At 43.5% G+C, this 6,702-nt stretch carries 7 protein-coding genes; 1 reads left to right on the top strand and 6 read right to left on the bottom strand.

Annotated elements, in window-relative coordinates; genetic code table 11:
- Positions 1-189: 189 nt before the first annotated feature.
- Entirely contained in the window at positions 190-1,101 is a 912-nt protein-coding gene (locus AB4407_RS06265; protein ID WP_009846422.1) for a LysR substrate-binding domain-containing protein, read from the bottom strand.
- A 278-nt stretch (positions 1,102-1,379) separates the two neighbouring features.
- Here AB4407_RS06265 and metE point away from each other — a divergent pair, with 278 nt between their 5' ends.
- The gene (metE, locus tag AB4407_RS06260) at positions 1,380-3,728 is read left to right on the top strand and encodes a 5-methyltetrahydropteroyltriglutamate--homocysteine S-methyltransferase (RefSeq protein WP_372119647.1); all 2,349 of its coding nucleotides are present in this window, start codon (positions 1,380-1,382) and stop codon (positions 3,726-3,728) included.
- 95 nt (positions 3,729-3,823) lie between these two features.
- Here metE and AB4407_RS06255 read toward each other — a convergent pair whose 3' ends face one another.
- The 5 genes from AB4407_RS06255 to AB4407_RS06235 all read right to left on the bottom strand — a co-directional run bounded on the left by AB4407_RS06255 (position 3,824) and on the right by AB4407_RS06235 (position 6,321).
- Positions 3,824-4,222, bottom strand: coding sequence for a GspS/AspS pilotin family protein (locus AB4407_RS06255; protein ID WP_029223165.1), 399 nt, complete (start codon positions 4,220-4,222; stop codon positions 3,824-3,826).
- A gap of 1 nt (position 4,223) precedes the next feature.
- The gene (locus AB4407_RS06250) at positions 4,224-4,520 is read right to left on the bottom strand and encodes a YciI family protein (protein WP_012603655.1); all 297 of its coding nucleotides are present in this window, start codon (positions 4,518-4,520) and stop codon (positions 4,224-4,226) included.
- A 194-nt stretch (positions 4,521-4,714) separates the two neighbouring features.
- Positions 4,715-5,113 (bottom strand): acyl-CoA thioester hydrolase YciA, encoded by a 399-nt coding sequence (gene yciA, locus AB4407_RS06245; protein WP_017061510.1) that lies wholly within the window; start codon positions 5,111-5,113, stop codon positions 4,715-4,717.
- Between the two features lie 195 nt (positions 5,114-5,308).
- Positions 5,309-5,911, bottom strand: a complete 603-nt coding sequence (locus tag AB4407_RS06240; protein ID WP_372119645.1) for a septation protein A — start codon at positions 5,909-5,911, stop codon at positions 5,309-5,311.
- Positions 5,912-6,072: 161 nt separating this feature from the next.
- Positions 6,073-6,321 carry a hypothetical protein gene (locus tag AB4407_RS06235; RefSeq protein ID WP_372119643.1) on the bottom strand — a complete coding sequence of 83 codons (249 nt, stop codon included), beginning with the start codon at positions 6,319-6,321 and terminating at the stop codon, positions 6,073-6,075.
- Positions 6,322-6,702: the final 381 nt, after the last annotated feature.

Here is a 6,702-nt window from a genome sequence, read left to right as displayed (position 1 = left end):
AACTACTTATCGAAAAATTTTGCCTTGTTCTCAAGCCTTTTTCCTGCGCTATTTTTGATCACTTACTTACTGTGATTGGTATAACACCAAACCTAAAAGAAAAAGTCACAGGTTATCTGTGACTTTTTTGTGTTTGGCGCATACCTATTAGGTTCAACGCATGCATAAATTAACTCAACAACGAGTCTCTTAAACGACCTCAATCCCATCTAGGTGGCTCTTACTCTGTTGCCTTGCCGTACTAAAGAAAGCCTGCAGATAACGTTTGTCTTTCTCAGAGTTTCTTACCGCAGCAAACAATCGTCTTGAAAGCCCGTTACCCAATGGTTTACTGGCGATTAACCCTTGTCTCGAAAATTCACTGATTGCCCAATTTGGCAACGCAGCAACCCCTAAGCCTGCCGATACCATTTGCACCAGCATCAAGGTGTTGTCTGCTTGTTTCCATTTCTTTGGTTCAACGCCTGCTGGTTGCAAAAAGTGTTTCACTACATCGAGACGCTGTTTTTGAACCGGATAAGAGAGCATGGTTATATCGCTAAGATCTTGCGGTTCTATGCTCTGTTTTTCTGCCAAAGGTGAGTTGATTGCAGTGATCAAACGCATCTCAAAATCAAAGAGAGGTTCGTAGTGAACCTCAGAGCGAGGCTGAATGTCTGATGTGATCACCAAGTCGAGTTCGCCTGCCATTAGTGCGGGTAGGGGTTCAAAGCCAAACCCTGACGAGAAGTCTAACGTTACGCTTGGCCAAGCAACTTGATATTCCTTCAAAGCGGGCATTAACCATTGGAAGCATGAGTGACACTCGATCGCCATGTGTAATCGACCATTCACATCTTCTTTTAGGCTTGCGAGTTCGTTTTCAGCTTTGGCGATTTGTGGCTGTATCTCATCAGCCAGTTTTAACAAAATTTCGCCTTCCGAGGTAAATTTAACCGGTCTTGTTTTACGCAAAAAGAGCTGACCGCCAATACGGGCCTCAAGGTCTTTCAACTGGTGAGAAAGTGCCGACTGAGTCAGATGAAGAGAAGTTGCAGTCGCGGTTAGCGAGCCGCTGTCTCTCAAGGTGGTCAATGTTCGAAGGTGTTTAAGCTCTATCATGAGTATTCCTCATATTCCCTAAGCTAATTCAATATTTCTTAATAATCACCCTACGGTGTTTTCTTTCATTTGTAAACGTCTGGATGTCCAGATGGATTTAATAAATTAGCGGTTAGATTATTAAAGATGAAAATTATTAATAAACAAGATGAATATTTGGACCTTGTTCATCGTTCAGATTAGGGAGATAGTTTAGCCATCCAGACGCCTTTGTTAAAAATATAATCATTACAGGCAGTCTAACCGGAAATTAAAATTATCGAATAAGGAACAGACTCATGACGACAACAACGCATATTCTTGGCTACCCACGTATCGGTGAAAAACGCGAACTCAAATTCACGCTTGAGAAGTACTGGCGCGGTGAGCTCGATCAATCTGAGCTCAAGCAGATCGGCAGTGAATTAAGAAATCGTAACTGGAATGTACAAGCTGACGCGAATCTAAGCTTTGCAACTGCGGGTGACTTCGCATGGTATGACCATGTACTAACTACGACTCTACTTCTAGGCCACGTTCCCAAGCGCCATGCTGGTGGATCAGAAGATGAAAAAGCTTTCCCAGATTTAGATACCTTGTTCCGCGTTGGTCGTGGTCAGTCTCAAGTTCAATCTAGTTGCTGCGGTGGTTCGCATACGCCGAATGATGTTACTAAAGACAGTTCAGCTGCTTCTGACATGACCAAGTGGTTCAACACCAATTACCACTACATTGTTCCTGAGTTCAGCAAAGATGACTCTTTTGAAGTAAGTTGGCCTCAACTGTTTGATGAAGTGAATGAAGCGATTAAAGCAGGACACAAAGTTAAGCCTGTACTCCTTGGGCCACTCTCTTACTTATACCTAGGCAAAGAAGTGGAAGATGGGTTTGACCGCTTATCTCTACTTCCTCGCCTTCTTACCGCGTATCAAGCCATTTTGGCAAAGCTCTCAAAGCTTGGCGTAGAGTGGGTCCAAATTGATGAGCCAATCCTGGCTTTGGAGCTTGATAATCAGTGGGTAGATTCATTCAAGCTGGCTTACCAAGTGATTCAAGGCGATGTAAAACTACTACTTACCACTTACTTTGATTCGGTCACGGATACATTAGATAAAATCGTAGATCTGCCTATCAACGGCTTACATATCGACTTAGCAGCAGCACCGCAGCAACTCGATGAAGTGGTCAATAAGTTACCAGAAGACTGGGTACTTTCTGCAGGGGCGATTAACGGTCGCAATGTATGGCGTGCTGATTTGGCCACGCAGCTAGAGCTGTTACAGCCAGTGAAAGAGAAGCTAGGAGACAAATTGTGGGTGGCAAGTTCATGCTCGCTGCTTCATAGCCCTGTTGATTTGGAGTTAGAAGAAACGCTCAGCGAAGAAGTGAAGAGTTGGTTTGCCTTCGCAAAACAGAAAGTGACCGAGGTGAGCTTATTGGGTGCAGCGTTAGACGGCGATCAAAATGCCATTTTGGCGTGTGAGACTTACAGTCAACCAATTGTTGCTCGTAAGAGCGCGACTCATGTGAACAAGCCACAAGTTCAGGCTCGTATCAATACCATTACCAAAGCACTGGCAGAACGCAGTGCTCCATACGCAGAGCGCGCAGCGCATCAGTCTGAAGTTCTCGGGTTACCGCTGTTACCAACGACAACCATTGGTTCGTTCCCACAGACAGGAGAGATTCGTCTTCAGCGTAGTGCTTACCGAACTGGCAAACTGAATGAAGCGGAATACACAACCGCATTGAAAGGTCATATTGCTGATGCGGTTAAGCGCCAAGAAGCCTTAGATTTGGATGTGCTTGTGCATGGCGAGGCGGAACGCAATGACATGGTGGAGTACTTTGCAGAAAACCTAGCAGGCTTCCAAACCACTAAGTTTGGTTGGGTACAAAGTTATGGCTCTCGTTGCGTGAAACCGGCGATAGTGGTTGCGGATATCGAGCGTGAAAAACCAATGACGGTCGAGTGGTCGACTTATGCGCAATCCCTGACCTCGAAACAGATGAAAGGCATGCTGACCGGACCAGTCACTATTCTATGTTGGACATTCCCTCGTGAAGACATCTCACGCAAAGAGATCACTAACCAACTGGCGTTTGCTCTACGTGATGAAGTGTCTGATTTACAAGACGCAGGTATTAACATTATCCAAATCGATGAGCCTGCTATTCGCGAAGGTTTGCCTTTGAAAAAACGCGACCATGCAGAGTACTTAGAATGGGCAGTGGATGCCTTTAAGATCTCAGCGGCGAGTGCTAAACCAGAAACTCAGATTCATACCCATATGTGTTATAGCGAGTTCAACGAGATCATTGATTCAGTGGCCGCGCTAGATGCCGATGTGATTACCATTGAGACTTCTCGCTCGAACATGGAATTGCTGAAAGCGTTTGAAGAGTTTAACTATCCGAATGCGATTGGCCCCGGTGTTTATGATATTCACTCGCCAAACATCCCTTCAGAAGAGTGGATTGTAGATTTACTTAAGAAAGCGGCAGAAAAAATACCTGCAGAACGTTTGTGGGCAAACCCTGATTGTGGGTTAAAAACGCGTAACTGGGCTGAGACAGAAGCAGCACTCACTAACTTAGTTTCGGCGACGAAGACACTGCGTAAAGAGTGGCAATCAGCTGAGGCATAATTAAGTCTAAGATTTTGATTGATCCGTTAATCCACGATAAATCAAAACAAAGGCCTCACATTTGCGAGGCCTTCTGGTTTTATACTTGTTCGAATCTAACTGCTGCTCTGACACGTCTCTTTACTGATCAGCTTTTCAACCATCAGTTGTCCGCGCGTGTTGCGAATCTTGATGTTGTAAGCCAAGCCCATGTCGAGGTTCGCTCTGACTTCAGAGTTGGTGCAGTAGCTATTCACACTCATGTCTACAACCTGGTTTAAAGGCTTAGCACCTTTTGCATCTTGGTTGTAGATCATCATGATCTCGACGACAGTATTTTTTGCAAGCACACGCATGATAGACAGTGGGCCATATTCTATAGGTAGGCCTGCAGATAGTACGCCGGCACGATGGTGAGCCATCATCTCTAACTGTCTTTGTTTGTCTTGTTCACTTGATGAGCTACAGCCAGCGAGTAAGGCAATAGCCAGTGACCCAATAATCCATTTTTTCACGTTAAAATACTTTCTTAAATGGTTTAACAATCACATTCTGGTAGACACCAGCAGCGATGTACGGATCGGCGTCTGCCCATGCTTGTGCGTCTTCTAAAGAATTAAACTCCGCAATCACAGTAGAACCTGTGAAGCCCGCTTCGCCAGGGTTATCGGAGTCAATGGCTGGCATTGGACCAGCTGTTAACAGTCGGCCTTCATCGTGAAGTGTTTGTAGGCGTTCTAGATGTTGTGGGCGAACACTTAGACGTTTTTCTAATGAGTTTTCGACGTCTTGAGAAAAAATAACGTACCACATGTTGAGATATCCTTATGTTACTTCACTGAATTAGAGCGATTAAATTATTTATCTGGCTAATTTACGCGAACTAATGGGTATTGGAAGAGCTAATGATAAGAAATTGTGAAATGGTGCGGCAGAGTGAGAAGGTCTTTAGCATTTTTCATCGAAATGACTAAAGACCTTACAGTACGGTAGAGTTGTCGAAAGGACTATTTGTTGATTGGGCGAGGCTTACCGCTTTCGTCTACAGCAACGTAGTTGAATGTCGCGCCACAAACTTTGTAACGATCGCCGATGCCGTGATCAAGTACCGGCTTAACCCATACCTCTAAGTCGATATTCATCGAGCTGCGGCCAATCTTGGTGCAGTCGCCATAAACACAGACCACATCGCCAACCGATACTGGTTGTTTGAACTCGATGCTTGATACTGACACTGTGACTATTTTTCCGTTTGAGATCTCTTTCGCCAGTATGCCGCCAGCCAGATCCAGTTGAGACATTATCCAACCACCGAATATTTGCCCTGCTGCATTAGTATCAGAGGGCATCGCCAAAGTGCGAAGAAGTAAAGAACCAATCGGGTTCAAAGTTGATTGAATAGTCATTGTTGTACTCTTAATGGTATTGATTTGTTATGAATAAAATAGATGTGTTTACGGGACTTGTGGCGGTCGCATTTTTAACGTATTCACCGAACACAAACAATCAGTGGCCAATGATCACGAGTATCATTGGCCACTGTTAAATAGCATATTGATAATAATTGTATCAAAAAGGGGATGAGGACTCATCCCTAAGCGTTATTTCTCGTCGGTATTTTTACCTGAGAGCTCTTGTTGCTTATCGTTTTCTGGTGCTTGGTTTTTTGACTGAAGCTGGTCTTTTGGTAAATGTTTATAGATATAAACACCCGTTATCAAGGTAAACGCGAAGGTAGCGATGAGAAGGCCAAATACTTTGAAGTTAACCCACACATCCAATGGGAGGTTGAAAGCAACGTAAACATTGAGAATCGCACACAATGTGAAGAACAGAGTCCATGCCCAGTTGATCTTGCCCCATGCCGCATCAGGCAGTGTGATCTCTTTACCTAACATACCTTTAATTGCTGACTTGCCCATGATGTGACTGACCGTCAGACCAATCGCAAACAGTGCATAAACGATGGTGACTTTCCATTTAATGAAGTTGTCATCGTGCAAGAATATGGTCATGCCACCAAATACGGCAACCATTAAAAAGGTGATGATCTGCATTTTCTCTACTTTCTTGTAGATGATGTACGTCAAAATGATTTGTAATGCGGAAGCAACAATCAATGCACCTGTAGCCGTGTAGATGTCGTACATCTTGTAAAGCGCAAAGAAAATAATGAGAGGAATGAAATCAAGAATTTGCTTCATGTGACACTGACTATCCAGTTAGTTAAGTTGCAGACAGTCTAACCAAAACTGTCTCGATGCTAAATAGCTCGAGACAATTGGATGCCAATTAATTACATCTAACCGTTTTGGAGAGTTTAACCCCAATAAAGGATTGAAGCGCCTAATCGAGATTAAGAACGTTATTGCAGTGATGTGGTTTGGTAGCGAGGTATTAGCTTCTTGATATCTTCAAGGTAACCTTCGCTCTTTAAACTGTCTAAGGTGTTCTCGAGCTCTTGCTCACTCATGGCAAAACATGTCGATTTACCGGTCGTTAGGTCAAGGTATTCGTGATATTCACGCTCTGTGAAGTGGCCAATTCTGTCCATTAATAGGGTTTTAATTCCATGATGAATTAAGCCGTAATATGTATGTCTTTGTAAGGTCATAGCCTATCCTCCGTGACAAGCTGCAGTAAAACTGGTGCAACTTGCTGTATATTGGTTGGGTTATCTATGTCAAAGCAATTCGAATGCCATTTAATCCATTGGGGTAGAATTTCTGACGTAAAAAGTTGAATTAATTTTCTTTTCAACTAGTTAGAGGAATGTGCATTCTATTTCTTAAGAACCAATACGTAGTTGGCGCAAAATAGTTTTATTTTGAGAATGGTAAAATTCTCATTATGACGAACGACTGAAGCTTTAATGTTTCTCAATTGGCAATTTGATAGCCGCTAACCTCTAACCGACTAGCCAATCGACTAAAGTTGATAGGGAAGGGTTTTGACGGTTTTTAGGTTGCAGTAAGAAGTAATACCAATCGTAGTA

It is taken from the genome of Vibrio sp. 10N.261.46.E11, from assembly GCF_041472735.1.
Taxonomy (GTDB): Bacteria; Pseudomonadota; Gammaproteobacteria; order Enterobacterales; family Vibrionaceae; genus Vibrio.
The sequence above is the reverse complement of the archived record's forward strand: the minus strand, read 5'-3'. Positions and strand labels throughout refer to the sequence as shown.